The organism is Methylobacterium mesophilicum SR1.6/6 (assembly GCF_000364445.2).
Classification (GTDB): Bacteria; Pseudomonadota; Alphaproteobacteria; order Rhizobiales; family Beijerinckiaceae; genus Methylobacterium; species Methylobacterium mesophilicum_A.
The window spans coordinates 3,830,009-3,853,522 of the sequence record NZ_CP043538.1; the positions used below are offsets into that span (position 1 = coordinate 3,830,009).

General features: G+C 71.6%; 28 protein-coding genes. 19 read left to right on the plus strand and 9 right to left on the minus strand.

What is annotated here, in order from left to right; all coding sequences use genetic code 11:
* Positions 1-29: 29 nt before the first annotated feature.
* From MMSR116_RS31400 to MMSR116_RS18360, 4 genes are all read left to right on the plus strand, one after another.
* Positions 30-179 carry a hypothetical protein gene (locus MMSR116_RS31400; protein WP_010687569.1) on the plus strand — a complete coding sequence of 50 codons (150 nt, stop codon included), beginning with the start codon at positions 30-32 and terminating at the stop codon, positions 177-179.
* Between the two features lie 152 nt (positions 180-331).
* Positions 332-940: a PAS domain-containing protein gene (locus tag MMSR116_RS18350; RefSeq protein ID WP_010687570.1), complete on the plus strand. Its 609-nt coding sequence runs from the start codon at positions 332-334 to the stop codon at positions 938-940.
* A 158-nt stretch (positions 941-1,098) separates the two neighbouring features.
* Positions 1,099-1,323, plus strand: a complete 225-nt coding sequence (locus tag MMSR116_RS18355) for a hypothetical protein (RefSeq protein ID WP_010687571.1) — start codon at positions 1,099-1,101, stop codon at positions 1,321-1,323.
* Positions 1,324-1,940: 617 nt separating this feature from the next.
* Positions 1,941-2,405 (plus strand): MucR family transcriptional regulator, encoded by a 465-nt coding sequence (locus MMSR116_RS18360; protein ID WP_010687573.1) that lies wholly within the window; start codon positions 1,941-1,943, stop codon positions 2,403-2,405.
* A 103-nt stretch (positions 2,406-2,508) separates the two neighbouring features.
* Here the strand turns inward: MMSR116_RS18360 and MMSR116_RS18365 are convergent, their stop codons facing one another.
* On the minus strand, positions 2,509-2,763 hold the full coding sequence (locus MMSR116_RS18365; protein ID WP_010687574.1) for a hypothetical protein: 255 nt from the start codon (positions 2,761-2,763) through the stop codon (positions 2,509-2,511).
* Positions 2,764-2,885: 122 nt separating this feature from the next.
* Between MMSR116_RS18365 and MMSR116_RS18370 the strand changes: the two genes are divergently transcribed.
* Entirely contained in the window at positions 2,886-3,134 is a 249-nt protein-coding gene (locus tag MMSR116_RS18370) for a DUF6894 family protein (RefSeq protein WP_010687575.1), read from the plus strand.
* Between the two features lie 69 nt (positions 3,135-3,203).
* The gene (locus MMSR116_RS18375; protein ID WP_010687576.1) at positions 3,204-3,482 is read left to right on the plus strand and encodes a hypothetical protein; all 279 of its coding nucleotides are present in this window, start codon (positions 3,204-3,206) and stop codon (positions 3,480-3,482) included.
* 9 nt (positions 3,483-3,491) lie between these two features.
* Here MMSR116_RS18375 and MMSR116_RS32275 read toward each other — a convergent pair whose 3' ends face one another.
* On the minus strand, positions 3,492-3,620 hold the full coding sequence (locus tag MMSR116_RS32275) for a hypothetical protein (protein WP_010687577.1): 129 nt from the start codon (positions 3,618-3,620) through the stop codon (positions 3,492-3,494).
* Between the two features lie 211 nt (positions 3,621-3,831).
* On the opposite strand from MMSR116_RS32275, the gene MMSR116_RS18380 reads away from it, so the two are divergent.
* From MMSR116_RS18380 to MMSR116_RS18400, 5 genes are all read left to right on the plus strand, one after another.
* Positions 3,832-4,332 carry a DUF3016 domain-containing protein gene (locus tag MMSR116_RS18380; protein WP_010687578.1) on the plus strand — a complete coding sequence of 167 codons (501 nt, stop codon included), beginning with the start codon at positions 3,832-3,834 and terminating at the stop codon, positions 4,330-4,332.
* A 142-nt stretch (positions 4,333-4,474) separates the two neighbouring features.
* Positions 4,475-4,696: a hypothetical protein gene (locus MMSR116_RS18385; protein ID WP_010687579.1), complete on the plus strand. Its 222-nt coding sequence runs from the start codon at positions 4,475-4,477 to the stop codon at positions 4,694-4,696.
* Between the two features lie 79 nt (positions 4,697-4,775).
* Positions 4,776-5,270, plus strand: a complete 495-nt coding sequence (locus MMSR116_RS18390) for a ferritin-like domain-containing protein (RefSeq protein WP_010687580.1) — start codon at positions 4,776-4,778, stop codon at positions 5,268-5,270.
* A 201-nt stretch (positions 5,271-5,471) separates the two neighbouring features.
* Positions 5,472-6,944, plus strand: a complete 1,473-nt coding sequence (locus MMSR116_RS18395) for a sensor histidine kinase (RefSeq protein ID WP_085988074.1) — start codon at positions 5,472-5,474, stop codon at positions 6,942-6,944.
* Positions 6,941-7,306, plus strand: a complete 366-nt coding sequence (locus MMSR116_RS18400; protein ID WP_010687582.1) for a response regulator — start codon at positions 6,941-6,943, stop codon at positions 7,304-7,306. The genes MMSR116_RS18395 and MMSR116_RS18400 overlap by 4 nt, the downstream gene beginning before the upstream one ends.
* A gap of 7 nt (positions 7,307-7,313) precedes the next feature.
* Here MMSR116_RS18400 and MMSR116_RS18405 read toward each other — a convergent pair whose 3' ends face one another.
* The gene (locus MMSR116_RS18405; protein ID WP_010687583.1) at positions 7,314-8,696 is read right to left on the minus strand and encodes an FAD/NAD(P)-binding protein; all 1,383 of its coding nucleotides are present in this window, start codon (positions 8,694-8,696) and stop codon (positions 7,314-7,316) included.
* 845 nt (positions 8,697-9,541) lie between these two features.
* On the opposite strand from MMSR116_RS18405, the gene MMSR116_RS18410 reads away from it, so the two are divergent.
* Positions 9,542-10,594 carry a helix-turn-helix domain-containing protein gene (locus tag MMSR116_RS18410; protein WP_051072334.1) on the plus strand — a complete coding sequence of 351 codons (1,053 nt, stop codon included), beginning with the start codon at positions 9,542-9,544 and terminating at the stop codon, positions 10,592-10,594.
* Positions 10,595-10,603: 9 nt separating this feature from the next.
* Here the strand turns inward: MMSR116_RS18410 and MMSR116_RS18415 are convergent, their stop codons facing one another.
* The 6 genes from MMSR116_RS18415 to MMSR116_RS18440 form a co-directional block, all read right to left on the minus strand.
* Positions 10,604-12,022 (minus strand): LLM class flavin-dependent oxidoreductase, encoded by a 1,419-nt coding sequence (locus MMSR116_RS18415; RefSeq protein ID WP_010687585.1) that lies wholly within the window; start codon positions 12,020-12,022, stop codon positions 10,604-10,606.
* A 55-nt stretch (positions 12,023-12,077) separates the two neighbouring features.
* Positions 12,078-12,731: a methionine ABC transporter permease gene (locus MMSR116_RS18420; RefSeq protein WP_010687586.1), complete on the minus strand. Its 654-nt coding sequence runs from the start codon at positions 12,729-12,731 to the stop codon at positions 12,078-12,080.
* A 46-nt stretch (positions 12,732-12,777) separates the two neighbouring features.
* On the minus strand, positions 12,778-13,929 hold the full coding sequence (locus MMSR116_RS18425; RefSeq protein WP_010687587.1) for a methionine ABC transporter ATP-binding protein: 1,152 nt from the start codon (positions 13,927-13,929) through the stop codon (positions 12,778-12,780).
* Positions 13,929-14,729 carry a MetQ/NlpA family ABC transporter substrate-binding protein gene (locus MMSR116_RS18430; protein WP_010687588.1) on the minus strand — a complete coding sequence of 267 codons (801 nt, stop codon included), beginning with the start codon at positions 14,727-14,729 and terminating at the stop codon, positions 13,929-13,931. The genes MMSR116_RS18425 and MMSR116_RS18430 overlap by 1 nt, the downstream gene beginning before the upstream one ends.
* Before the next feature lie 266 nt (positions 14,730-14,995).
* The gene (locus tag MMSR116_RS18435; RefSeq protein ID WP_051072333.1) at positions 14,996-15,478 is read right to left on the minus strand and encodes a YeeE/YedE family protein; all 483 of its coding nucleotides are present in this window, start codon (positions 15,476-15,478) and stop codon (positions 14,996-14,998) included.
* Positions 15,475-15,885: a YeeE/YedE family protein gene (locus MMSR116_RS18440; protein ID WP_010687590.1), complete on the minus strand. Its 411-nt coding sequence runs from the start codon at positions 15,883-15,885 to the stop codon at positions 15,475-15,477. Before MMSR116_RS18440 ends, MMSR116_RS18435 begins: the two co-directional genes overlap by 4 nt.
* Before the next feature lie 264 nt (positions 15,886-16,149).
* On the opposite strand from MMSR116_RS18440, the gene MMSR116_RS18445 reads away from it, so the two are divergent.
* From MMSR116_RS18445 to MMSR116_RS18475, 7 genes are all read left to right on the plus strand, one after another.
* A complete protein-coding gene (locus tag MMSR116_RS18445; RefSeq protein WP_010687591.1) occupies positions 16,150-16,341 on the plus strand; it encodes a hypothetical protein in 192 nt (63 codons plus the stop codon).
* Between the two features lie 351 nt (positions 16,342-16,692).
* Positions 16,693-17,916, plus strand: coding sequence for a metallophosphoesterase family protein (locus MMSR116_RS18450; protein WP_039894967.1), 1,224 nt, complete (start codon positions 16,693-16,695; stop codon positions 17,914-17,916).
* 69 nt (positions 17,917-17,985) lie between these two features.
* The gene (locus MMSR116_RS18455; RefSeq protein ID WP_010687593.1) at positions 17,986-19,254 is read left to right on the plus strand and encodes an arsenic transporter; all 1,269 of its coding nucleotides are present in this window, start codon (positions 17,986-17,988) and stop codon (positions 19,252-19,254) included.
* Positions 19,255-19,279: 25 nt separating this feature from the next.
* Positions 19,280-20,200, plus strand: a complete 921-nt coding sequence (locus MMSR116_RS18460; protein ID WP_010687594.1) for a DMT family transporter — start codon at positions 19,280-19,282, stop codon at positions 20,198-20,200.
* Between the two features lie 12 nt (positions 20,201-20,212).
* Complete coding sequence (locus MMSR116_RS18465; protein WP_010687595.1) at positions 20,213-21,610, plus strand: TAXI family TRAP transporter solute-binding subunit; 1,398 nt, start codon at positions 20,213-20,215, stop codon at positions 21,608-21,610.
* A gap of 133 nt (positions 21,611-21,743) precedes the next feature.
* Entirely contained in the window at positions 21,744-23,054 is a 1,311-nt protein-coding gene (locus MMSR116_RS18470; protein WP_010687596.1) for an adenylate/guanylate cyclase domain-containing protein, read from the plus strand.
* An 81-nt stretch (positions 23,055-23,135) separates the two neighbouring features.
* Positions 23,136-23,372, plus strand: a complete 237-nt coding sequence (locus MMSR116_RS18475) for a hypothetical protein (RefSeq protein WP_010687597.1) — start codon at positions 23,136-23,138, stop codon at positions 23,370-23,372.
* The last annotated feature ends 142 nt before the right edge of the window (positions 23,373-23,514 follow it).

Genomic DNA, 23,514 nt, shown 5'->3' on the forward strand with positions numbered 1-23,514 from the left:
CTCTCCGTCCGGACACCTCTGTTCAGCCCATGAAGCGCCTGACCCTCATCGGCATCTTCGCGGCCATGCTGGCCGCCATCGTGCTGATCGCCGCCACGTGGTCGACGGTAACTCCGGTCAACCCGCCCGTATCGCCGGACACCTCCGCTACGCCCAATCCCACCGGCCAGCGCAAGTAGCCAGCGGCCGGTCCGCCGCCCGCGCGGCCCTGCGCGCGGATGAGCCGGACGACAGGTCGATTCATCGCGGAGCCGTGATATTGCTGCGGACCGGGGTGAATTGGCACGATCTTGCGCCAGATTAGTCTGAACGGTCAGGGAGGTTTTGGGCGATGGGACAGCGTTCGAAGGCGCCGATCAACGCGATCGACGGCTTCAGCGAACCGCTCGACAGGCTGCGCGCCGCCCTGGACGCCTCCTGCGTGGTTGGGACCTGGGACTGGGACATCGTGCGCAGCACCATGGTGTACGATACCGGCGCGGCGCGGCTCCTGACCGGCGACCCCTCGCGCGCCGAGACCGAGATCAGCGGTCCCGAGACCTTGGCGGCCGTGCATCCGGACGACCACGACTGGCTGCTGGATCATGTCCAGCGGACCGTGAGGGCGGGGGGGCTGGTGCTGGCCGAGTACCGCGTCGTGGCCGCGGACGGGACGGTGCGCTGGCTGCTCAGCCGCGGGCGGACCTTCCAGAACGCGATCGGCCACCCGGTGCGGGCCCGCGGCATCATCATCGACATCACCGAGATGCGCGAGGGCGAGGATCGCTACGTCTTCAGCGGCGAGGCTGCGGTGGGCAACCCCCTGGAGCGGGCCACCGACTTGGCCATCGCCCTCAAGCGGACGCTGGGCGACGACGCGGCCGCGGAGGTCCGGATCGCCACCGACATGCTGCTGATGAGCCTCGGGCGCGCCATTGCGCGCGATCACGGATCCCACTGACCCGGCGCAACCGGCATCCGCCGGGGACGGCGGGAAGCGGGAGGCGCCCGGCACAGGTGCGTGACGGACCGCCGGCCTCGCGCGCGGGCTCGGGAACTTGCCCTGGACTGCGGTTTTGGCCTGTCACAGCCTGCGGAAAGGCTGGACAGGAGGGGTGCATGGGACAGGATGTCGAGGCCGCGCGGGAAGCCTTCCGCTCGGTTCCGCCGGGTCGGCCGGCCCGTGAGACGAAGGCGGTCGATCCCGCGATCGGCGGAAGCGGCCCGCACGCGCCGGGCCCCGCGGATCCCGCTTCCGATGCGGCCCCCGAGAGCGGCGGCTACGATGACAGGCCGACGCCGCGCCAGCCGGACAACCGCAAGGGCGGGTACGGGGCCGGCTGACGCGGCCGGATGCGACGGCCCCCCACGCGGATACGGCGCGGCCATCCCGCCGGTCCGGGTCGGCGGGCGAGGGTCCGATACCCCGCGCGCCCGCGCCCAGGGCTTGCGGAGCCACCCGCCTCGGTCTGACGCCATTGTCCGAACACGAGCACCCTTGTCCCCGCCCCTGGCGATCCCGGCCTCGCCCGGGATCGCTCGAGGGCGTGGGGACGGGCCAGGGGTGGGGGTTCGTGAAGGGTCCAGCGAAACGGTGCCGCCTGCACCGCCCCTGCGTGGGATCTCCGATCCCCCGACCCAGCCCCGCGATGGCCGGGAACGACACAGGTTCGTGGTCTCAGCGCGCGCACCCGCCCGCTTGAGAAGGGGCCTCTCCCCTGGCCTGCCCGGGAGAAGGCGCGCGTCGCGTTCCGTCACAGGCCTGCGGCCGACGATCCGGCCTCACCGGGCGGTCCCCGCCTGAAGAAACGCCTCGGCCTCCCGCGATGCGGAGCCGGCTTCACGTCCACGCATCGCCGGATCTTTACGATATATTAACCATAATGAGTCGAATCTACTTCCTTTAAATCTTTCCGCAGCCCAGATTATAGCCAGCCGCACCATGTTCTAAAGGACATCTTATGATCGAAGCATCCGACGAGAAGGCCGGAGCCCTGACCGCGCTCACCGCCGAGCTTGTCGCCGCCTACGTGTCGAACAACTCCGTTCCGCCCGCCGAGCTGCCGGCGCTGATCGCCCGCGTGCACGGCGCGATCGCCGGCCTCGTCGCCGGTACGCTGACGGTCGAGACCGGCGCGGCGGCCCCGGCGGACGTCGACAAGCCCGGCGCGGCCCAGATCCGCAAGTCGGTCCGGCCCGACGGCATCGTCAGCTTCATCGACGGCAAGACCTACAAGACGCTCAAGCGCCACCTCACCAGCCACGGCCTCGACCCGAAGAGCTACCGTGAGCGCTACGGCCTGCCGGCCGACTACCCGATGGTCGCCCCCAGCTACGCCGAGCAGCGCTCCGCCCTCGCCAAGGCCATCGGCCTCGGACAGCCCGGCGCAATGGCCGAGCGCGAGCGCAAGGGCCGGGCCGCCTGAACGGTCTTCCTGTCCCGGCCGGCCCCCCGGGGCCGCGCCGGGATGACGGACGGCGGATGCGCGCCGCAGCGGAACGAGAGCCTCCGACGCGCCCGAACCGCCGTCACCGCCGATCCAGGCGCGGGATTAGGACAGACCCGCACGCGCCCGTTCGCCCGCGGGCATAGCCGCGCGAGATCAACGCGCCCTGCCGCGCGATGCAGCGCTCCGCCTCGTCGAGGTCGGCGAGTGCGTCCGCGATGGCCGCCACCAGGGCCCCCCAGACATCGCCCCGCGCCGCCCGATGGTAGGCGCCGGCGATCAGCTCGGCCTCCCTGAGACGAATCTCCACAGGCGCATCGTCGGGATCTGCGTGCATCGCGGCTCGAATCCGATTAGAACATTTCATGAACAAAGCGCATTGGCCCGGGTAGTTCAACCGGCGGAGCGACGCGTTTTCGGATCGCGGTGGAGCGCTGTGGATTGATCGAGGAAACGTCAATGCCGATGAGGCTTTACCGCTTCCACTGCACGGACGGCCACGAGCTGGTGACCGACCTGAGGGGCAGTCGGCTGCCGAACGCGGCGCAGATGCGGGTCCATGCCGAGCGGGTGGCGCTCGCCCTGATGGAGCGGGTCGTGGAGCGGTTCGATTGGTTCGGCTGGCAGGTCGAGGTCTATGACGCGCGCGGACGGCGGGTCTGGATCAAGGCCTTTCCGGACGTGAACGTCGACGCCCGGGCCGCGTGAGCGGGACCGGCTCTTGGGTCTGAGAGACCTGGACCGGAGAGACTCGGACCGGAGAGAAGGAGGAGCAGGATGGGTTTCAAGCCGAAGACGGCCGCCGAGACGAAGGCCCGGGATCTGGGCCTCGCCCTCGCACGGATCGCCGAGGGCGAGGGCGTGCCGGCCAGCATCGCGGTCGATCAGCTGCGCCGGGCGAGCCCGCGGCTGACGCCCCTCGCGGTCGGCCAGATGGTGCGCAAGGAGCGGGAGACCGTCGCGGCGACGCTGGCCGAGCGCGGCTTGGCGCTCGTCGATTATTCCGACCACGGTCCGGGCCGCGGGATGGCCTTCACCATCGACGCGGCGCCGTGACCCGTCCGGTCAGGCGGCGGCCGGACGGCTCCGCACGAGGCGGCCGATGAGCCGGAACGGCAGGAGCGGCAGCTTGATCAGCGCGGTGACCGCCAGGACCACGACGACCGTGAGCAGGGCCAGGACAGAGTTCATCATGCCGTCGTTCTCCCAGAACTGGGGGCCCTTCCGGGCTGAAGTCGCCACGTGGCGCCCGGAACACGGCGAGACTATGAACGCCCCCGCGGCCATCGCGTCGCAGGCCGCGGCTGGCCGGAATGCGGAAACGGCGGAGGCATCAGGCGGTTCTCACCGACGAGCGGTGCCCGGCCCGGCCGCCGCGATCGGCACAGGCGGGACGAGGTTCGGGATGACGACGCGCGCTTCCGGTGCCTGGGCCGGTCTCACCCTCGCGGCGTTGCTGAGCGCCGGGCCGGCGCTGGCGGACGTGCAGGTGCGCTATGCCGCACCGGAGCGCTTCACCGATGCCGAGAACCGGTTCGGATCCGGGCTGCCGCTCCGGGTCACCCTGGCGGAGCTGACCCGGATCTTCCAGGATCTCGGCAACGCCCGCCTCCGGCCCGGGGAGCGGCTCGACATCACCGTCCTCGATGTCGACCTCGCGGGTTTCGACCGCCCGGGTTTCTCGACGCCGACGGGCCTCCGGGTGGTGACCGACGCGACGCCGCCGCGGATCCGCCTCGCCTACACCCTGCGCCGTGGCGGCCGTATCGTCGCGCAGGGCGAGGATACGGTCACCGACATCAACTTCCTGCTGACGTCCAACCCGCGCTTCTCCACCGGCGGCCTCTATTACGAGCGCCAGATCCTGCGGGACTGGTTCGCCCGGCGCTTCCCGGAGAACGGCTAGAGTTTCAGGCCGCAAGGAAGGGCGCCGGCGCTCGGGAATGGATGATGAAGGAACGGCGGGCCGGGGCATCGTGCCGGGAGCCGGAACCGGGTCGGCCGCGGATCCTTGCCCAGAACGACCGTCCCACGACCAAGAGGCCGCGATGCCCGAATCCGACCCGGGCCCCGCCCGCGAGACCCTTGCCGAGGATCCCCCGAGTGGCCGCCCCTATCCGCCGGAGCCGGTGGCGAAGCGGGCGCAGGGAGCCCGCTCGCCGGGCCAGTCCGAACCCGGCGACATGGGCGCCTTCGACACCACGACCGGCGCGCAGCCCCGGCACGAGAGCCCGTCCGGCAACGGCGCCGGGGGCTATCGCGGCGCCTGACGGCGCCCCCGGACGCTCCCCGGAACACCGCTTCTCGACCGGGGTTCACCGGGCATCGGCAACCCATCAGGAGGCTTCGATGTCGGCACCCGGCAGCCTGAAAGAGATCTACCTCGACGAGATGCAGGATCTCTGGTCGGCCAACGATCAGATGGTGAGGGCCGTGCAACAGCTCGGCGGTCAGGTCAGCGACGCCAAGCTGAAGCAGATGCTGGATCACGCGGTGGGCGGGATCCAGAAGCACACCGACGTGCTGAAGAGCCTGATCCAGGCCAATGGCGGCGAGACCAAGCCCGAGCATTGCAAGGGCATGGAGGGCCTCGTGGCCGAGGCCTTGAAGCACGGCGTCAAGGAAGCCCCGGGCGACGGCAAGCTGCGCGACGTGGCGATCATCGCGCAGTACCAGCGCATGTCGCATTACGGCCTGGCCGGATTCGGCTCGGCGGCCGCCTACGCCAAGGCCCTCGGCCGCACGGAGGACGCGTCCAGGCTCAAGCAGGCGGTGGACGAGATCTACAAGGGCGACGAGGCCGCGAGCCGCCTCGCCGAGGCCGTCGAGAGGGCCGCGGCCTGATCCAGGCGTCGCGGAGCCGCTGGACCCTACACAGGGAAATCGCCGTATAGTAGCGTCGCGGCCGGATCGGCGGCTCGGTCGGTCCGGCCGGCGCCCCCACGGCGCCTTCATGCCTGCCGCGGGATCGCCGCCATCTCTGCCCGTCCTGCGCTCGACCCGTCAGACGATCAGACCGCCGGCCTCCATGGGCGGGAGGCCTGGATCCTCCCGGGCGGCTGCGGCGAGCTGTCCGATCTCGTCCGCACTTACGACTGGAGCCGGACCCCCCTGGGCCCGATCCACACTTGGCCCCAGAGCCTGATCTTCGCGGTGCGGACGCTGCTGCTGTCGCCGGTGCCGATCGTGCTGCTGTGGGGGCCGGACGGGATCATGATCTACAACGATGCCTATTCGGGCTTCGCGGGCGGCCGACATCCGCAGCTCCTCGGCTCCAAGGTGCGCGAGGGCTGGCCGGAAGTCGCCGCGTTCAACGATCACGTGATGCGCGTCGGGCTGGCCGGCGGAACGCTCTCCTACCGCGACCAGGAACTCACCCTCCATCGCTACGGCCGGCCCGAGCCGGTCTGGATGAACCTCGATTACTCGCCGGTCTTCGACGAGGCCGGGCGCCCCGCCGGCGTCATCGCGATCGTGGTCGAGAGCACCGAGCGGGTGCTGGCCGAGCGGCGCCTGCGCGAGAGCGAGGCGCTGTTCCGCACCCTGACCCAGGGCATCCCGCAACTGGTCTGGCGCGCCGCGATCGACGGCACCTGCATCTGGTCGAGCCCGCAATGGCTCGCCTATACCGGCCAGAGCGACAGCGGGAGCCTCGGCTGGGGCTGGCTCGAGGCGGTCCATCCCGATGACGTCGCGACCGCCCAGGCGGCGTGGCGGGACGCGGCCGTCAGCGGCCACCTCTCGTACGAGCACCGGCTCTGCAACGTCGGCGCGAAGCGCTACCGCTGGTTCCAGACCCGTGCCACGGCGGTGCGCGACGGCCAGGGCCGGATCGTCGAGTGGCTCGGCACGTCCACCGACATCGACGACCTGCGCCAGTTCCAGGAGCAGCAGCAGGTCATGGTCGCCGAGCTGCAGCACCGCACCCGCAACCTCCTCGGCGTCGTCCGCGCCATCGCCAAGCAGACGATGGCGGTGACCGGGCCGGGCGAGCGCTTCAAGGAGCAGTTCAACGACCGGCTGTCCGCGCTCTCGCGCGTCCAGGGTCTGCTGTCGCGCTCGGATCAAGAGCCGATCACGCTGCGGGCCCTGATCGAGACCGAACTCGCCGCCCTCGATGCCCCGGCCCTAGAGGCGCGGATCCGGCTCGACGGGCCGGTGGTGCGCCTGCGCAAGGCGACGGTGCAGACCTTCGCGCTCGCCCTGCACGAGCTGGCGACCAACGCGCTCAAATACGGCGCCCTGACCACGCCGCACGGACGCCTGAGCGTGACGTGGCGGACCTGCAGGGCGGAGGATGGCGGCCGGCTCCACATGGAATGGGTGGAAGAGGGCCTCGTCCGCGCGCGGGACGGCCAGAGCCCGGTCACGCAGGGCGGGTACGGGCGCGAACTGATCGAGCGGGCCCTGCCCTACGCGCTCAAGGCGAAGACCCGCTACGCGCTGAGCGACACGGCGCTCCACTGCACCATCAACCTCCCCCTCCCCGACGGAGAAGCCACAGGGAGAACCGCGTGACCGCTTCTGCCCACTCCCTCACCGGCAGGCGGGTCCTGCTGGTCGAGGACGATTACTTCATCGCCGTCGATCTCAAGAGCTGGTTCGAGGAGGGCGGTGCCCAGGTTATCGGCCCCGTCCCCAGCGTGGACGAGGCGCTGACGCTGATCGCCCGCACGGACACGATCGACGGGGCGGTGCTCGACATCAACCTGCAGGATGAACTCGTCTACCCCGTCGCCGACGCCCTGCAGGCGCGCGGCGTGCCGTTCCTGTTCGCCACCGGCTACGATCCCGGCACCGTGCCACCGCCCCACGGGGCCGTGGCCCTCTGTCAGAAGCCGATCGATCCGCAGGCGGTGGCGCGCGCCCTGTTCGGCTGAGGCGCCGCTACCGGACCGGGGCGAGCAGCCCGCCGACCACGGATTCGATGTGGTGGGCGATGTCGGCGGCGCCGGTCATCTCGCCGAAGCTGCCCCGGGTCATCGGGCCGAAGGCGTAGAGGCCGGGTTGGCGTGCTCCCGCCGCATCCAGCACGCGGCTGCATCGATCGACGGCGAGGCCGAGGTCGGCCGCGTCGCGCCGTGCGGTGCCGGCCGCGAGCAGGCCGGCCACCAGCGGATTGCGCGCGCTGTCGCGCTGCGGCCCGGTGCAGAGCACCACCGCGTCGAACAGGCGCTGCTCCGGCCTGCCGCCCCGGCGCAGCTCGGCCGCGAGGCGCCCGTCCCCGGAGAGCCGCAGCCCCGTCACCGCGGCCCGCGCGACGATGAGATGTCCCTCCGCCCGCGCCCGGGCGAGGCCGGCCGCGATCTGCGGCGCGATGCGGAACCGGTGCACCTCCCAGTACGGCAGGAGATGCCGGACGAGGCGGCGCTTCTCGCCGGGCGGCAGGGTTGCCCAGACATCCGGCAGGACCTTGCGGAAGGAATCGACGACGGGCTGCCAGCCGAGGGCCGGATCGACCGCCGCGGCCTGTCGCCGGAGGTGGCGCAGCAGTTCCAGGGCCGTCTCCGGACGGCGGACGCCCAGCACGTCGAGGGTGGTCAGGAAGACGCCGTGCGCCTGGGGCAGGAGGCCGCGCCGCGACAGCGCGGTGATCGGGCCGCGATGGCCGTTGGCGCGCAGGCTCGTCACCGCGTCGGCCATGGTCAGGCCGGTGCCGACGATCAGGACCGAGGCGTCGGGACCGAGTGCCGCCAGGGCATCGTCCGCCCAGGGGTTCGGAATGAAGCCGCGGCTCGCGGCGACGCCGGGGCCAAGGGGGCACGGCGGGGCCGGAAGCCCGTGGCCGAAGCAGAGCGCGACGCGATCGGCCGCGACCGCCGCGCCGGTCCCGGTCTCCACCCGCCAGCCCCGGTCCTGCGGTATCACCGCGGTGGCGATCGTCCGCCGATGGCGCAGGCGCACCCGATCCCCGGCCGCCTCGCAGGTTCGCCGGACCAGGTCAGCCAGATAGGCGCCGTAGGTCGCCCGGGGAACGTAGCTGTCGTCCTCCCCCGCGCCGTTCAGGAGGCCGCGCGCCCGGAACCATGCGGATGCCGCCCCCGATGCCGCAGCGGCGATGTCCATGCGGTCGCTCGGCACGTTGATGCGGTGGTTCGGATCCCGCGTGCTGTAGGCGATGCCGCGCCCGAGTTCGGCCCGGGGCTCCAGCACGGTGATATCGAGCGGCCGGTTCGCCGCCCGCACCGCGTGGATGGCGAGCGCCGCGCCGGTGAACCCACCACCAACGACGACGAGGTGCAGGGCGTCCCGAGCGGAAGTCAGGGCCACACAGAGTCTCCAGGGACTTCGATCGTTAGGATTTCGGCCGGCATCGACCTGTCAACCACATGCATGAGCCGGGCGCATCGATAACAATGATGCGGCGTGACGATGCGGTGTGACGTGGCAGACCCATTCGTGCGCAGACCGAGCTGCCATGGCCAGCGCTCCAGATCCGCTGCGTACCGAGGGGACAACACACGATATAAAATCCGGAAGCCTTGGATCGACCCTCCGATCCACCCCGTCATCCTGAGAGGCCTGGGGATCACACAGCGGCTCGATCACGGCACCGGGCCGTGTCTCGTCGTGACCGACGGATAAGGCCACGTTTCACGTGAAACATTAACCATGCGGCGAGGCCCCAATTCCGTGTGGCATTGACCGGCGCCGCCCCATGCGCAGCGTCGAGGCCGACGGTTCGCAGCCCGCGCGTTGAAGGCCGAAGTCAGGCTACGATCAGCTTTTCCGGCCGCGATGCGATGTCTCGCGCCTCGTTCGGGCCTTGAGCCCTGCATCTCGCCCCCGCCGTCTCGGGCTGGATTCGTGGGCGAATCTGGCACGGCCGGCGACGTCCTTGAGACGCAAGATTCCCGGGCGATGCATCAAAACAGCGGACGGTTTTCATGCCACGCGATCGTGGCTATCGGACCGTCTTTGCAGGTATGGGTCAAAACGAAAGTCGGATTGCCGTGTCCGCTCGTCTCCGCTCCATCTGCAGGCCCTCGATTTCCGATGCCGGATGATCCCTGCGTCTTCCCAGTTTACCGTCAGGCACCCGTGGGATGGCTGGAACGCGCGATCGGCGTTTCGGCCGGATGCCGGCCGCGTGTTCTCATGTGACGGCCTCGCAGATGTCCTCTGACAAGTCCGGCTCCGCCCCGGCCTCACCGGAGATCGAGGAGACGCAGGGAGCCGGGATCGCCTGCCTGCGCTTCGAGCCACCCGATGATCCGAACGCGCTCGGTCAGGCATGGCGGGAGCATCTGGCACCGGTCTTCGCGGTCGGCTTCCGGCCCGAGACCGATCTGACGCGCCCGATCGCGATGCGCAGCTACCATCTCGGCGATCTCATCGTCGGCGACGTGATCGCGCCGGCCCACACGCTGGTGCGGTCGCGGGAGATGGTCACCCAGCAGGGCCTCGACCACATCCTGCTGCAGTTCTACCGCAGCGGGCAGAGCCGCGTGGAGACGGAGCGGTGCGTCCATCCCGTCACCGAGGTGCAGTGCATCGTCTTCGACCTCGCGCAGCCGGTGCGCATCGTGGCCGGTCCGGTGGACGCCACGAACGTCCTGATCCCCCGCTCCCTGCTTGAGCAGCAGGGCTGCCACCCGGACGCCCTGCACGGCCGCCCCCTCGATCATGACGGCGACCCGTTCGGGCGTCTGGTCCACACCTTCGTGGCGAACGTGGTCGCCTGCGGCGACCTGCTGGACCGGCGCGAGGCCCTGTCGGCCTCGGCGGCGATCACCCAGCTCTGCGCCAGCTGGTTGCGCGGGCAGGCGGACGAGCGCCCGTTCCCGCATCAGGACGTCCGGATCCGGGTCCGGCGCCTCGTCGAGGCGGAACTCGGCAACCCGAAGCTGACGCCGGCGGTGATCGCCGCGCGGCTGGGACTGTCGCGCTCGACGCTGTATCGCCTGTTCGCGCCGAACGGCATCGTCACCTATATCCGCGACCGGCGCCTCATGGCGGCGATGCGGATGCTCGCCCGGCACGAGCCGGGGCGGCCGCCGCGGATCTCGCAGGTCGCCTACGCGGTCGGCTTCTCGGACGAGCGGACCTTCCGGCGCGCGTTCAAGCGCCGCTTCGGCTTCATCCCCAGCGACGCGCCTCACCGGCTGGAGACCGGTCCGGGCCACGGTCCGGGGGCACTCCTGCGCAACTGGATCGAGAGTCTGTGAGGCGGCGGCTCACCGCGCGGCGGCCGGGTGCCGGAAGGTGTCGGCCGGGTGGCGCCCGGGCAACCGGTCGCCCCGGCGGAAGAGTTTGGCCCGCAGGGAGCCCTCGGCATAGGCGGTCTTGTAGAGGCCGCGGTCCTGAAGCTCCGGGATCACGATGTCGATGAAATCGGAAAAGCTCTCCGGCACGACGATCCGGCTGAGGTTGAACCCGTCGACCTCGCCATCCGTGATCCAGGCCTGCAGTTCGTCGGCGATCGAGACCGCGTCGCCGGTGAGCACCGCGTAGCGGCCGCCGAGCTGCAGTTCGGCGAGGAGGTCGCGCTTCGTCAGCCCGCGCTTGGCCGCCGCCGCGGTGGCCGACTGGATCGCGTTGCCCGGCGCGTAGGGGATCGGCTCGTCGAGCCCGTAGCGGGCGAAGTCGATCCCCGTGGAGGCGGAGAAATGCGCGAGGCCCGCCTCCGGGCTGGCGTAGCGCAGGTACTCGTCCCGCTTCGCCTCGGCCTCGGCGCGCGTCCGTCCGGGAATGACCGCGAGGCCGACGAAGACCTTCACGTCGTCGGGCTTCCGGCCGGCCGCGACCGCCTCGGACCGGATGGCGCGAACCGCGTCGCGGGCGGTGGCCGGATCGCGGGCGGAGATGAACACGCATTCCGCGTGGCGGCCCGCGAAGGCGCGTCCGCGGCCCGAGGCGCCCGCCTGGTAGAGGACCGGCGTCCGCTGCGGCGACGGCTCCGACAGGTGATAGCCCGCGACCGAGAAGAACTCGCCCCGGTGCACCACCGGCCGGATATGGGCTGGATCGCTGAACACCCGGGCCTCCCGGTCGCGGCGCACGGCCGCGTCGTCCCAGCTTCCCTCCCAGAGCCGGTAGAGCACCTCCAGATACTCGTCCGCGTAGTCGTAGCGTCGGTCGTGCGCCGGCAAAGCGCCGCCGCTCTGGCCGCGATGGGCGCTGTCGAGATAGCCGGTGACGACGTTCCAGCCGATCCGACCGCCGGTCAGATGGTCGAGGGTCGAGAGGCGGCGGGCGAAGGTGTAGGGCGCCTCCTGGTGGACGTTGATGGTCACGCCGAATCCAAGATGCTCGGTCACCGCCGCCATGGCGGAGATCATCAGCGTCGGGTCGTTGACCGGAAGCTGCACGGCCTCCCGGGCGGTGACGTCGATGCCGCCGCCGTAGATGTCGTAGACGCCGATGATGTCGGCGATGAACAGGCCGTCGAACAGCCCGCGCTCCAGGAGCTTCGCCTGCCCGGTCCAGTAGGACAGCGTGTTGTAGTCCGACGAGCGGTCGCGCGGATGGGTCCAGAGGCCGTGGTTGATGTGGCCCACGCAGGTCATGTCGAAGGCGTTCAACAGGATCTGCTTCCGTCCAGCCGGCGTCGCTCCGGTGGTTTCGGAGGCCGAATCGTCTAGGTGCAGGGTCATGGTGGCGGCCTCCCGGTCGCAGGATCAGGGCGGATCGCCTGGGGATGCGGATCCGTCAGCGGGCGCGCAGCCGCCGCACCGCGGTGTCGCCCACGAGCTGCACGAGGCAGACCAGGGCGATCAGGATCGCGATCACCACCATCATCACGGTGGTGTCGAAGCGCTGATAGCCGTACCGGATGGCGACGTCGCCGAGCCCGCCCGCGCCCACCGCGCCCGCCATCGCGGAGGCACCGATCATCGACACCACCGTGATGGTGAAGCCGCCGACGATGCCGGGCAGCGCCTCGGGCAGGAGCACGTGGGCGAGGATGTGCCGGCGCCGGCAGCCGATGGATTGCGCCGCCTCGATCAGGCCGGCATCCACCTCCCGGAGCGAGACCTCGGCGATCCGGGCGAAGAACGGGGTGGCGCTCACCGAGAGGGGCACGATCGCCGCCCAGACGCCGATGGTGGTGCCGGCGACCAGCCGGGTGAACGGGATCAGCGCCACCAGCAGCACGATGAAGGGCACGGCGCGGAAGCCGTTGACCAGGGTGCCGACCACCCGGTTGGCCCGCGGCGCCGGGAAGATGCCACCGGGCCCGGAGGTGACGAGGAACAGCGCCAGCGGGATGCCGGCCAGCACCGCGATCCCGGCCGAGATGCCGACCATGAACAGCGTGTCCAGGGAGGCCTGCCAGAGGCGGTCGATCATCTGCGGGGTCATGGCGGGGCTCCGGGTTGGGTGCGGTTACAGCGGCTCGCCGGCGGCCTCACGCCGCCTCGAAGTCCGGGCCGACATAGCCGAGCCGCTCGACCTCCCCGCCGAGCGCCCGCAGCCGCTCCGCCACGTCCGGATCCGTCCCCGGCACGGCGACCAGCATCCGGCCGACCGCGTGGCCCTGGATCCGCTCGATGCCGGCCTGAAGCAATCGCACCGGCGCCCCCGCGGCCGCCGCGAGGCCCGTGAGGTCGGGCGCGCCCTGCCCGGCACAGGTGATCCGCAGGATCGCGGACCCGCCGGGCACGGGGTGGGGCTGCAGCCGGGCCGCCAGATCCGCCGGCAGGCCGCGGGTGAGCGGTTCGAGGAGCGCCCGCGTCGTCGGGTGCTCGGGCGCCCCGAACACGCGCCAGACCGGCCCGGTCTCGACCACGCGGCCTCCCTCCAGCACCACCACGTCGCTGCAGATCTCGCGGATCACGCTCATCTCGTGGGTGATCAGGATGACGGTGATCCCGAGCCGGCGGTTGATGTCCCGCAACAGGTCGAGGATTGCCAGCGTCGTCTCCGGGTCGAGGGCGGAGGTCGCCTCGTCGCAGAGCAGGATCTCGGGGCTGCTCACGAGCGCCCGGGCGATGCCGACCCGCTGCTTCTGCCCGCCGGAGAGCCGGGACGGGTAGGTGTCGGCCTTGTCCTCCAGCCCGACGAGGCGCAGCGCCTCCGCGACCCGGGGGCCGATCTCGGCCCTGGGAATTTCCGCCACCGACAGCGGCAGCGCCACGTTCTGCCGGACGGTCTTGGCCGCCAGCAGGTTGAAGTGCTGGAAGATCATGCCGATGCGGCGGCGCAGGGCCACGAGGCCGTCCGTGTCGAGGGCGTCGATGGGCGCGCCGTCGACGAGCACCCGGCCGGAACTCGGTGACTCCAGCCGGTTGACGGTGCGCAGCAGGCTCGACTTGCCCGCCCCCGAGCGGCCGATGATGCCGAAGATCGCCCCGGCCGGGATGGCGAGATCGACGCCGTCGAGGGCCTGGACCGGCCCGGCGGCGGTCCGGTAGGTCTTGGAGACCGCCTCGAACCGCACCGTGCCGGCGGCCCGGCCGGGCGAGGTCGTCACGGTCGCCTGTGCGGCGGTCCGGCGCCGCGGTCCGGCGGCGATCCGGTCGCCCGGATCGCGCAGGCTGTCGAAGACGAGGCCGACCATCAGTTCTGCCACGCCAGCAGGTACAGCTTGTCGCTGTCGGCGAAGGACTTGCGGATCTGCTGCTTCACGGCGTCCGAGTTCTGGAACAGCTTGACGAACTTGGCGATGGCCGGGTCGTCCTTGCGGGACGCCTTGGTGACGAAGCTCACGGCGAAGAGCTTGTCCTCGATGCCGGAGTAGATCAGGCCGCTTGTCGGGTCGAAGCTGCCGGACGCCACGATGAAGTGCGGGTAGCCCTGTGCGAGATCGACGTCGCGGGTGATCCGGACGAGTTGCGGCCCCTCGACCTCGGTGAATCGCAGTGTCTTGGGGTTCGCGGTGATGTCGTCGAGGGTGCCGAGGAAGCCGACCCCGTCTTTCAGCGTGATCAGCCCGGCCTTCTGGAGCAGCAGCAGGGCGCGACCCTGGTTCACGGGATCGTTGGCGATCGCCACCGTGCCGCCCGTCGGGATCTCGGCGAAGCTCTTATGCTTCAGGGAATACAGGCCGATATTCTGCAGGATCCCGAGGCCCACGATCGCGAACTGGTAGCCCTTCTGCTTCGCGGCGTTCTCCATGAAGGGCCGGTGCTGGAAGAAGTTCACGTCGACGTCGCCGGCATCCAGCGCGACGTTCGGCGTCGTCCAGTCGCTGAACTCGATGACCTGGACGTCGAGGCCCTGGGCCTTGGCCTCCCGGGCCGCCACGTGGGCGGCGTCGCTGTAGGCGCCCGGGACGGTGCCGATCTTGAGGCTCTCGGCCCGGGCCGAGACTGCGCAGAGGGCGAGTCCCAGGGCGGCGAGGAAACGCAGGAACGTCATCGGGCGGAACTCTGGCTCGCGGCGGCTCGATCGAGCCAGGGCAGGGTGTGGAGGGCGGGATCGTGCGCGGAGGCGGCCTTCCTGCGCGCACCGGCGCACGGCCGGCCATCCCGCAGGATGAGCGGCGCAAGTGCCTCCGGCTGATCTTGTTGAGCACTGTCTAGATCAAGTACACCGGGCCGAACATTCTAAAGATCGAGATCTGCCGATACGAACGATCTCCGCTCGCGCGATTTCTTAAATCGGAATGCTGCGACCCACTGGGTTCAGGCCGGGGTGCCTCCACCGCGCGGATCCAGGGGCGGCGCGGCCGTGTCCCGGCGCTCCGCAGCGCCGCGCCCGAGATCGTGGAGCGCCATCCCGGCGAGCATGGCGGCGACGAAGACGAGGACCGGGGTCGCGCCCGTGGAGAGCGCCGCGACGGCCGGGCCGGGGCAGAAACCCGAGAGCCCCCAGCCGATCCCGAACAGGGCCGCCCCGCCGACGAGCGGCGCGTCGATCCGGCGCTTGCTGGGCCCATCGAACCGGGTCCCCAGCACCGGTCCGGACCGGCGGCGGCTCAGGAAATAGCCCAGCCCCGAGACCGTGACGGCGCCGCCGAGGACGAAGACGAGGGTCGGATCCCAGGCGCCCGCGACGTCGAGGAAGCCGCGCACGCGGGCCGGGTCGAGCATCCCCGACAGGGCGAGGCCGAGCCCGAAGATGAGCCCCGACGCGAGGGCCACGGCGACGCGCAGGGCCACGCTCACGCCAGCCCCCGCACGGCGGCGACCGTCAGCATGCCGGTGGCGAGGAACACCAGCACCGCCACGATCGACCGCGGCGACAGCCGGGCAAGGCCGCAGACGCCGTGCCCGGAGGTGCAGCCGGAGCCGAGGCGGGTGCCGAAGCCGACCAGCAGCCCGGCCAGCGCCAGGACCGGCAACCCGGCCTGGATTCGCATGTCCGGCCAGTGCCCGGCCAGCAGCGCGAAGGCCGGCGGCCCGAGGACCAGGCCGAGCAGGAAGGCGGCATCGGCGAGGCGGTGGCCGCCCGGGCGGCCAAGGCTCGCGACGAGGCCGCTGATGCCGGCGATCCGGCCGTTCAGGAGGAGCAGCAGCGCGGCCGATGCGCCGATCAGCAGGCCGCCGGCCAACGCGGGGAGGTAGGTGCCCATGGACGGTCCCGGGTCGCGATTCGCCTGGCCGCAGGCGCGGCCGCGTGCGGATTGGTAGCGCTCCCTCGGGGCCGGAACAAGCCTTGCCGGATCCGGCTTCAGCTGCAATTATCACGATATCGCAACGGCTTAGTGAAGATCATGCTCTTCCGCGAGCACTCCGCGAACGAAACCTCCTCCGCGTCCCGGGAGGCGGGGGAAGAGCCTTCCCGAGAGGATGCGGCACCCCGCCGACCTCATCGGGCGGCCTGGCCCGCTCCGGCCATGTCGCAGGGCGACGAGGTCATGTTCGAGCGACTCGACCTCGCCGAGATCCTGGGAATCTGGCGCCATGCCCGCGGCCGGGTGGTGGGCGTGCATCGGCCGGGCGGCGCCGCACCCACCGTGGACGTGAAGTTCGAGGGGCACGATACGCTGGAGCGCTACCTGCCGGACCTGTTCCGCCGCGTGCACTGAGCCGTCTGCGGAAGTCTCTGCCCGCGCCCGGCGAGCTCTGCCCGGACCGCGCAACTGTCGTCCCCGAAGGCGCGAGGCATGTCGGGGAAGAAGACACGAGGTGTCTGCTTTCCCGACACTTCCCGCCTCTGACCCGTCTTCGGAGCATCGATCACGAAAAAGTAGGTGCCCGCTCCCGCACGCCACCTCCGAGCACCGGAACCCGGCCGTGTCCGAAACGTCAGGCCGGTCGCAACAGCCGCGGCCGATCTCCGGCCGGGGGTGTCGGGCCTGTCCGGGGGGTACGATGGCTCAGGGGGTTCACGGATCGCGCAGGTCGGATGCCGTCGCATCCGGCACCTCGGGCGCGCGATGAGCGTGCATCACCGCGTGTTCGCCTTCGCGCATATCGGCGACCTTCATCTGGAGCGGGCGGGCGACCGCAACGCCGACGACCTGCGGGCGATCCTCGCCGAGGTGGCGGGCCTGCACGGGAACGGCCTCCTCGACTTCGCCTACCTGCCGGGTGACCTCGCCGAGGATGGCCGGGCGGAGCAGTACGCCCTCCTGCGCGACGCGCTCGACCGGCACCCGGACCTGCCGGTGCGCCTGATCGCCGGGGACCACGACCGCCAGTACGGCACGATGACGGACTTCGGCGCCCTGTTCGCCGCGGTCGCCGGCAGCCCCCGCGGCGGCGGGCACGCGGCGCTCCGGCACGACCTGCCCCGCCCGCGCGACCCGGCGCCCGTCACGCAGACCTACTACGCCGAGACCGTCGCGGGGGTGCGCTGCCTGTTCCTCGACATGATCAGCGCCGGCTACGGCGAGAAGGGGTTCGGCCTCGATTTCCGCCTCGGTCCGCGCCAGCTCGCGTGGCTCGCCGACGAGCTGGCCCAGGCGGACGAACGAGGCCTGCCCTGCGCGATCTTCACCCACACCTACCCGGACGACCTCCGCGTGCCCGACGAGCGGGAGGAACTCTCCGGCCTGATCCGCCACCACGGCGTGCGCCTCGTCGAGATGGGCCACACCCACTACAACGAGCTCGCCCCGGACGGGCGCACGCTCTACGCGGCGGCCCGCTCGGTCGGACAGAACGAGGACGGCTCGGTGGGCTACGCGGTCGCGGCGATCGACGGGCCCGTGACGAGCTGGCGGTTCAAGCCCCTCGACCGGGCGCTGCCCTTCGTCATGGTCACGAGCCCCGCCGACCGGCGCCTCGCCACCGCGCCCCTCGACGTGCCCGACGGCACGATCTCGGCGCGGGCCCTCGTGCTGTCGGGCCGGCCGCAGGCCGACTGGCGCTGCCACCTGCGCGTCGATGGCGGTCCGCCCCACCCGATGCGGCCCGATGGCCCCCGCACGGTCCATGCCCGGATCCCGTGGCGGGAGGGCATGCGCCGCCTCGCCGTCACGGTCGCGGACGGCTCCGGCACGGACGACACCGAGGTGATCGAGCCCGTGGGCCCGAGCTTCGTGCCGCCCCCCGCGCATGACCGCCCCGGCAGCGACGCCCACCGGCTCTCCGCCTGGCCCGAGAAGGGTCTCCGGGGCGACCAGCTCGGCCCGAACCGCCACGGCCGGGACTGGTAGTCCCCAGCCCCGAAGCGCTCCACACCGCACCGCACGATTCGAAACCCCGATAGAGGACGACCGGACCCGATGGGCGCGCTGACGCTGACCCCCAACATCACGACCTGGGCGATCGCGGCCCTCGCGACCCTCGGCGTCATCCTGCGGCCGTTCTCCTGGCCGGAGGCGATCTGGGCGGTGCTCGGCGCCGGCGCCCTCGTCGCCCTCGGCCTGCTCGCCCCCGCCACCGCCTGGGAAGGCGTGCTGAAGGGGACCGACGTCTACCTGTTCCTCGTCGGCATGATGCTGATGTCGGAGGTCGCCCGGAAGGAGGGCCTGTTCGACTGGCTCGCCGGAATCGCGGTGCGCGCCGCCAAGGGCTCGGCGACGCGGCTGTTCACCCTCGTCTACCTCGTCGGCACCGTCGTGACGGTGTTCCTGTCGAACGACGCCTGCGCGGTGGTGCTCACCCCGGCCGTCTACGCGGCCACCAAGGCCGCCAAGGTGGAGAACCCCCTTCCCTACCTGTTCATCTGCGCCTTCATCGCCAACGCGGCGAGCTTCGTGCTGCCGATCTCGAACCCCGCCAACCTCGTGGTCTTCGCCGAGCACATGCCGCCGCTGGTGCGCTGGCTCGGCCTGTTCGCCCTGCCCTCCCTGCTCGCCATCGTGACGACCTACGCGGTGCTGCGGCTGACGCAGGCGAAGACCCTGCGCGGCCAGACGGTCGCCACCGACGTCGAGGCCGTAGCGCTCACCCGCACCGGCCTCGTGGCGGGGATCGGCATCGTGGCGACCGGCGGCGTGCTGATCGGCGCCTCGGCGCTCGGCCTCGATCTCGGCCTGCCGACCTTCGTGGCCGGCCTCGCCACCACGATCGTGGTGCTGCTCCTCAAGCGCGGCGGCCTCGTCGAGGTGGCCAAGGACGTGTCGTGGAGCGTGCTGCCGCTGGTGGCCGGCCTGTTCGTGCTCGTGGAGGCCCTGGAGAAGACCGGCGTGCTCGCCATGCTGGCCGATCTCCTCAAGGGCTACGCACAGGCCGCCCCGGAGGCCACCGCCTGGGGCGCGGGCGGCCTGATCGCGGTGCTGTGCAACCTCGTCAACAACCTGCCGGCCGGCCTGATCGCGGGGGCCGCCGTGCAGGCCTCCCACGTCCCCGAGAAGGTGGCGGGCGCGATCCTGATCGGCGTCGATCTGGGGCCCAACCTCTCGGTGACGGGCTCGCTGGCGACCATCCTGTGGCTCACCGCCATCCGCCGCGAGGGCCAGGATGTCGGCGCCTGGACCTTCCTCAAGCTCGGCCTGCTGGTGATGCCCCCGGCCCTCGTGCTGGCGCTGGCCGGCCTGCTCCTCCTCTGACCCCCCGAACCCAAGGTCCGCGCGCGTGACGGCTGCCCTCCTCTATCCCTTCATCCTGGTGGCGGGCGCGCTGCAGGCGATCGGCAACGCCATGAACGCGCAGCTGCGCGGCAGGCTCGTCAACCCGTGGCTCGCCGCGACGGTGTCGTTCCTGCCCATCGTCTTCGTGTTCACGACCCTGTTCCTAACCATGCCGACGCCGCTGCCGAGCCTCGAATCCCTCGGCAAGATGCCCTGGTACGCGCCGCTCGGGGGGCTCGCCGGCGCGGTGGCGGTGTTCGGCGGCCTCGCCTTCATCGACAAGGTCGGCGCCGGGCCGTTCAACGGCCTGACGCTCACCGCCAACATCCTCACCTCGCTCGCGATGGACGCGCTCGGGCTGTTCGGCCTGCAGGCCGCGGGCTTCAAGCCGATGCCCTGGCTCGGCGGCCTGCTGATGGCGGTGGGCGTCACCTTCATCGCGCGCTCGGGCGGCAAGAAGGACGGCGGCGAGTCCGGCGTCGGCGGCAAGCTGCTCTACCCGTTCATCCTCGTGGCGGGCGCCCTCATGGCGATCGGCGTCGTCTGGAACGCGCAGCTCCGGGGCGCCCTGGAGAACCCCTGGCTCGCCGCCACGGTGTCGTTCGTGCCCGTGGTGTTCGTGTTCGCGCTTGTCTTCCTGCTGCGGCCCTCGCCGCTGCCGACCCGCGAGGACATCGCGGGGGTCCGCTGGTGGATGCCGCTCGCCGGGATCACCGGCGCGGTGGCGGTGTTCGCCGGGCTGCTCTTCGTCGACAAGGTCGGGGCCGGCGCCTTCAACGGCCTGCTCATCACCGCCAACCTCCTGACCTCGGTGGCGCTGGACCATTTCGGCTGGTTCGGCATGAAGCAGGTCAAGGCGGGGCCGCCGCGCCTGATCGGCGCCGCCGTGATGGTCGCCGGCATCGTGCTGATCTCGCTGTTCTGAGGTCCCGGCGCGATGTGGACCCTCCCCGCCTGGCTCCTGCGCCGCGAGATCCTGCTGCTGGCGGGCGCCGCGCTCCTCGGCGCGGGCGGGGTCGCGGCGTGGGTCCTGCTCCAGGCGACGGTCCTGACCATCGCGGTCGCCCCCCGCGACGGCACCGAGCCCGGTCTGATCAAGGCCTACGCGGACGCCCTCGACGCCGGCCGCGAGAACGTCCGGCTGAAGATCCTGTCCTTCGACGACGTGCGCGAGAGCGCCGCCGCCCTGCAGGACGGCCGGGCCGACCTCGCGGTGGTCCGCCCCGACGTGCTGCTGCCGACCAACGGGCTGACCCTGGCGATCCTGCGCGATCAGGCGATGGTGATCGCCTCCCCGGAACAGGCCGGGATCAAGAGCTTCCCGAAGCTCGCCGGCAAGCGGCTCGGCATCGCGGCCCACCGCGACGCAGACCTCTGGCTCCTGCGGAACATCCTCGGCTATTACGGCCTCACCCTGGAGGAGGCGGAGGGCCCGGCGCGGGATTCCACGGTCCGGCTGGTCCCGGTCGACCAGGAGGCGGTGGCGGGCGCCTTCCGCGAGAAGCGGATCGACGCCTTCGTCAGCATCATCGCCCCCTCGGCACCCAAGGCGCTGGCCCTGGTGGCGGCGGTGCAGGGGGTCGCCCGCGGCGGCAGGGTGGACTTCGTCGCCGTGGAGGACGACGGCGCCGTGATCGAGCGCTTTCCCCGGCTCCAGGCGGTGACGATCCCGGGGGGCCTGTTCGGCGGCCGTCCCAAGCTGCCGGCGGACGACGTGAAGACGGTGGGCGCCTCCTACCGGCTGATGGCGCGCGCCTCCCTGAGCCGCGTGGTGGCCGCCGACGTGACCCAGCAGCTCTTCGAGAAGCGCACCGCCGCCGCGCAAGGAACCGACGCCGCCGAGTACGTCCAGGCCCCGGCCTACGACACGACCGTGGCGGCGACCAGCGCCCGCATCCCGATCCATCCCGGCGCGATCGACTATTACGAGCGCGACCAGCACGGCTTCATCGAGCGCTACGGCGACACGCTCTACCTCCTGGGCGCGCTGGCCGGCGGCCTCGTGTCGGTGCTCGCCTGGATCCGGCAGCGCCTCGCCGGCCTGCGCCGCGAGCGGATCGACGAGATCATGGACCGGCTCCTGGAGATCGCCGGGCAGGCCCGGGCGCTGCGCGACCCGGCGGCGATCGAGGCGCTCACTGTCGAGGTCGACGCGCTCGCCATGGACGTGGTGCGCTACGCCCGGGAACGGGAGCCCGACACGAAGACGATGTCGGCCGCCGCGGTCGCGATCGACACGGCCCGGGCGACCATCGCGGATTGCCGGACACGGGCGGACGCCGCCGAGGCGCGGACAGGCCGCCCCGTCCGGCTGCACGGGGCGGCCGGCGCCTGACATGGCTGTCTCGACCACCAGCGGGCGTCTTCCAGCCGCCGATCGGACCGTTCCGGCGCCGACCGATGTTCCGATGCGGGCGCGGGTCGCCGGACGGGTGAGGCGGACCTTGCGCTCGCGCACGGTGACGTGGATGACGGTGGGATTCGCCACGATCCTGGTGATGACCGCCATCGCGCTCGGCGCCTTCCTCTACCAGCAGCGCGGCATCGACGCCGTGCGCCACACCGTGGCGGTCGACGGGCGCCTCGCCCGGGTGCTGTCGGCGGTGCAGGACGCCGAGACCGGCCAGCGGGGCTACCTGCTCACCGGCGACGAGGCCTTCCTGCTGCCCTTCACGGAAGGCCGCGTGAACGTCGACCGCCAGCTCGATCTGCTGCGCGACCTCGTCCAGGACGATCCCGACCAGCGGGCCGAGTGCGACGTCCTGACCGGGCTGATCCGCGAGAAGCTCGACGAACTCGACGCCAGCGTCGCCCTCAGCCGCGGGGGCGACGCCGCGGCGGCCCGCGCCGCCGTGGCCAAGGGCCGGGGCAAGCCCGTGATGGACGCGATCCGCGACCTCGTGCGCCGCATGGAGGCGCACGAGGCGGACAGGATGGAGCGGCGCCAGGCGGAGGTCTCACGGATCGCCCTGGCGATCTGGATCCTGGTCGGCCTCCTCACCGTGCTGTTCGTGCTGTTCGCCATCTCGGGCCTCCGGGAGGCGAACCGGCGCAACCGGCTGTCGCGCTTCCTGCCGCGGGAGCTGGTCCTACGGCTCGCCGACGACGACGGGAGTCTCAGGGCCGGACGCCGCCAAGACGCCGCGATCGTGTTCGTCGACATGCGCGGCTCGACCGCCCTGGCCGAGAGCCTGGACCCGCACGCCCTCTCCGAGTTCCTGTCCGCCTTCCGGCGGCGGGTCACGCGGCTGGCCCGGCTGCGGGGCGGCGTGGTCGACAAGTTCATCGGCGACGGCGCCCTGGTGGTGTTCGGGCTGCCCGAGCCCCGGCCCGACGACGCCACCCGCGCCCTCGCCTTCGCCCGGGACCTCGTCGCGGTGATCGCCCGCTGGACCGCCAGGGCCGCGCGGGCGGAGCCCGTGCGCATCGGGGTCGGCGTCCACTATGGCGAGGTGTTCTGCGGGATCATCGGCGAGGAGGCGCGCTACGAGTTCACGGTGCTGGGCGACGCCGTCAACGTTGCGGCCCGCCTGGAGCAGGCGACCAAGCAGCACGGCGTCCCGATCCTGGCCTCCGAGGCGGCGCGCCGGGCCGCCGGAGAGCCCCCTGGGGCGTGGCGCCAGGTCAGCCGCGAGCCCCTGCGGGGCCGCCGGGAACCCATGCCCTATCACACCCCGGCGGGAACGACCCCGGACGGCTCCGGCCGGGGGCATGAATCGGGCTTGCCGGGTCCTGATCGGGACCGAGAGAAGAAGATGTTCGCAACCCGGCGCGGGTAGAGAACAAGTGTCTCTCGCACCCGCGAAATACGAAAGACGCCTCCATTGCGCGGAGACGTCCCGGACGCGACATTTCCCGACATGCGCAGCCTCTCCGAAACCCAGGCGACGACCTTCGATCCGTTCGGCGAGCCCGTCGCGGACGGCGTCGCGCGCACCTGTGCGGACACGGCCGGCGATCGCACCGCCCGGCGCGTCGGCAGCGCGGTTTTCTGGACGCTGGCCCTGGCGATCCTGGCCGGCCGCGTCTACGCCTACGATCTGCCGACGGTACAGCACGTCGCCACGCAGGCGGTGCAGATGCTCGCCCTGCGCTGAGCGCGCCAAAGCCGAGAACCTGTTCAAGTTCATGAGCGAGACCGGCCCGCGGGCTGCTTTCGCGCGCCGGAGGCACGGTCTGGGACTGCGCCGCGGCCGGTGAGCTCCCTTTCTGTTACGAGCGCTCTCGCGCCTGCCGACG

Bases quoted from the DNA above. Each gene is read 5' to 3' on its own strand.
- MMSR116_RS31400 (WP_010687569.1), top strand. From the start codon at position 30: ATGAAGCGCCTGACCCTCATCGGCATCTTCGCGGCCATGCTGGCCGCC.
- MMSR116_RS18350 (WP_010687570.1), top strand. From the start codon at position 332: ATGGGACAGCGTTCGAAGGCGCCGATCAACGCGATCGACGGCTTCAGC.
- MMSR116_RS18355 (WP_010687571.1), top strand. From the start codon at position 1,099: ATGGGACAGGATGTCGAGGCCGCGCGGGAAGCCTTCCGCTCGGTTCCG.
- MMSR116_RS18360 (WP_010687573.1), top strand. From the start codon at position 1,941: ATGATCGAAGCATCCGACGAGAAGGCCGGAGCCCTGACCGCGCTCACC.
- MMSR116_RS18365 (WP_010687574.1), bottom strand. From the start codon at position 2,763: ATGCACGCAGATCCCGACGATGCGCCTGTGGAGATTCGTCTCAGGGAG.
- MMSR116_RS18370 (WP_010687575.1), top strand. From the start codon at position 2,886: ATGCCGATGAGGCTTTACCGCTTCCACTGCACGGACGGCCACGAGCTG.
- MMSR116_RS18375 (WP_010687576.1), top strand. From the start codon at position 3,204: ATGGGTTTCAAGCCGAAGACGGCCGCCGAGACGAAGGCCCGGGATCTG.
- MMSR116_RS32275 (WP_010687577.1), bottom strand. From the start codon at position 3,620: ATGATGAACTCTGTCCTGGCCCTGCTCACGGTCGTCGTGGTCCTGGCG.
- MMSR116_RS18380 (WP_010687578.1), top strand. From the start codon at position 3,832: ATGACGACGCGCGCTTCCGGTGCCTGGGCCGGTCTCACCCTCGCGGCG.
- MMSR116_RS18385 (WP_010687579.1), top strand. From the start codon at position 4,475: ATGCCCGAATCCGACCCGGGCCCCGCCCGCGAGACCCTTGCCGAGGAT.
- MMSR116_RS18390 (WP_010687580.1), top strand. From the start codon at position 4,776: ATGTCGGCACCCGGCAGCCTGAAAGAGATCTACCTCGACGAGATGCAG.
- MMSR116_RS18410 (WP_051072334.1), top strand. From the start codon at position 9,542: ATGTCCTCTGACAAGTCCGGCTCCGCCCCGGCCTCACCGGAGATCGAG.
- MMSR116_RS18415 (WP_010687585.1), bottom strand. From the start codon at position 12,022: ATGACCCTGCACCTAGACGATTCGGCCTCCGAAACCACCGGAGCGACG.
- MMSR116_RS18420 (WP_010687586.1), bottom strand. From the start codon at position 12,731: ATGACCCCGCAGATGATCGACCGCCTCTGGCAGGCCTCCCTGGACACG.
- MMSR116_RS18425 (WP_010687587.1), bottom strand. From the start codon at position 13,929: ATGGTCGGCCTCGTCTTCGACAGCCTGCGCGATCCGGGCGACCGGATC.
- MMSR116_RS18430 (WP_010687588.1), bottom strand. From the start codon at position 14,729: ATGACGTTCCTGCGTTTCCTCGCCGCCCTGGGACTCGCCCTCTGCGCA.
- MMSR116_RS18440 (WP_010687590.1), bottom strand. From the start codon at position 15,885: ATGGGCACCTACCTCCCCGCGTTGGCCGGCGGCCTGCTGATCGGCGCA.
- MMSR116_RS18445 (WP_010687591.1), top strand. From the start codon at position 16,150: ATGTCGCAGGGCGACGAGGTCATGTTCGAGCGACTCGACCTCGCCGAG.
- MMSR116_RS18450 (WP_039894967.1), top strand. From the start codon at position 16,693: ATGAGCGTGCATCACCGCGTGTTCGCCTTCGCGCATATCGGCGACCTT.
- MMSR116_RS18455 (WP_010687593.1), top strand. From the start codon at position 17,986: ATGGGCGCGCTGACGCTGACCCCCAACATCACGACCTGGGCGATCGCG.
- MMSR116_RS18465 (WP_010687595.1), top strand. From the start codon at position 20,213: ATGTGGACCCTCCCCGCCTGGCTCCTGCGCCGCGAGATCCTGCTGCTG.
- MMSR116_RS18470 (WP_010687596.1), top strand. From the start codon at position 21,744: ATGACGGTGGGATTCGCCACGATCCTGGTGATGACCGCCATCGCGCTC.
- MMSR116_RS18475 (WP_010687597.1), top strand. From the start codon at position 23,136: ATGCGCAGCCTCTCCGAAACCCAGGCGACGACCTTCGATCCGTTCGGC.